This window comes from Vulcanibacillus modesticaldus, assembly GCF_001730235.1.
In the GTDB taxonomy this organism is placed as follows: domain Bacteria; phylum Bacillota; class Bacilli; order Tepidibacillales; family Tepidibacillaceae; genus Vulcanibacillus; species Vulcanibacillus modesticaldus.
The window spans coordinates 1-1636 of sequence record NZ_MIJF01000070.1 but is presented as its reverse complement, the minus strand read 5'-3'; the positions used below and the strand labels follow the sequence as shown (position 1 = coordinate 1636).

The window sequence follows — 1636 nt, the reverse complement described above, 5'->3', positions numbered from 1 at the left end:
ATTAATTGGTGTCCTTTATTTTTTGTTACGTCTCATAACAATGCATTCACACAGCGGTCTAACGCCCTTGGTCGCCCGAAGCGATAAGAAGAAAAATCAATAAGAAGTAGATTCAAAAAAATCGAAGAGGTGAAATCAGGCGACACATTCCCGAATTAACCGAGTCGGTACGCCCGAGTCTAAGATAAGAGCTATCTAAGACTCGAACATACCTGTAACATTCGGGAACGTCGTGAATACGAGACCGTTCTCCGAAATGGAGGAAAATATGTTGAATGATTATCTCACTTGTTGAAAAAACTATTTTTTATAATTATCTTCGTAGTATGTTTGAAAAAGAAAAGATTATGATTATGTTAAGGTGGAATATATGGAGATAGAAAAAAGGTTTTTTTTAGTTGGAGAACAGTATTTGAATACAAGTAAAATACTATTAGATAAAATGGTAGAGACAGGAAATAAGCATACTGTTATCTCAGACAAAGAAATTTCTTGGATTGAATATGAGAACTTAACTAAATTCAGCGACTTTAATGTATTAATTCCTACATTATTTAATTTTTATCACGGACTTGAATTAATAATTAAGGGAATGCTTAGGTTACATAATGCTGAATTTAAACCCGAGCATTCCTTTGAAAATCTATTAACTAAATTAAAACTTTCAGATAAAACAAATAATGAATATTTAGAGATTATCAGTAAATATATTGAAAAACCACTTAAAATAAGATTCTTGAATGATTATATACAGACAGAAAATATTGAGAATATTTATGATTTGTACATGTCGTTTAGATATCCAACAGATAGGAGCTTTAATAAGTTTTATGGGTATATCGCTGTTAAATACAGAGAGGAACAAATCCTTGATGAAGTTTTAGAAATAAGTAGGGATGTTACTAAGATATTGATTGGAGCTGTAAAGGTATATCGGGATTTAAGTGACAAGTAAAAACATTTAAAACCGACCTCCTTTTCAGCTTAATCGTAGAAGGCCTCCACTTCGTAGAACAAAATATCCCCGCTACGGCGATAACAAAGAAGAGGACTCGAAGAAATACGCCTTGGTCGCCCGAAGCGACAAGATGAAAATGCAAGGGGAAGTAAATTCAAAAAGAATCGAAGAAGCATAATCAGGCGACACATTCCCGAATTAACCGAGTCGGTACGCTCGAGTCTAAGATAAGAGCTATCTAAGACTCGAACATACCTGTAACATTCGGGAACGTCGCGAATAACCGATCGTTATGTGACATTCTCTAAAAACAAGTAAAGGGAGGTTATTCATGGAGAAGAAAGTAAATTACTTTGTAAGAGTACTGGTTGTAGCATTTATATTATTTTTATCTTATCTAGTTTGGAGTAGTTTCCATAATGGAGTTCCAATGGAGTTAGTATAGTTTTGTGGACACACCTTAGTTAAGTCTAATACAATAATTTTGAGAGGATGTGTCCTATATGAAAAGAAAAGGTGTAGCAAAAAAATATACTGAAGATTTTAAACAAACAATAGTGGAACTCTACAATTCTGGAACTCCAGTAAAAAAATTAAGTAGCGAATATGGTGTATCTGAAGTAACGATATATAAATGGATTAGGTCCTATACCCCTGTAGGTGAAGGAAAGGATTCCT

General features: G+C 33.6%; 2 protein-coding genes. Both read left to right on the top strand.

The window, feature by feature from the left end; genetic code table 11:
- Nucleotides 1-370 precede the first annotated feature (370 nt).
- Complete coding sequence (locus BHF71_RS10130; RefSeq protein ID WP_069657521.1) at nucleotides 371-955, top strand: HEPN domain-containing protein; 585 nt, start codon at nucleotides 371-373, stop codon at nucleotides 953-955.
- A 506-nt stretch (nucleotides 956-1461) separates the two neighbouring features.
- A partial coding sequence (locus tag BHF71_RS10125; RefSeq protein WP_084024127.1) for a transposase occupies nucleotides 1462-1636 on the top strand: 175 nt, incomplete at its 3' end.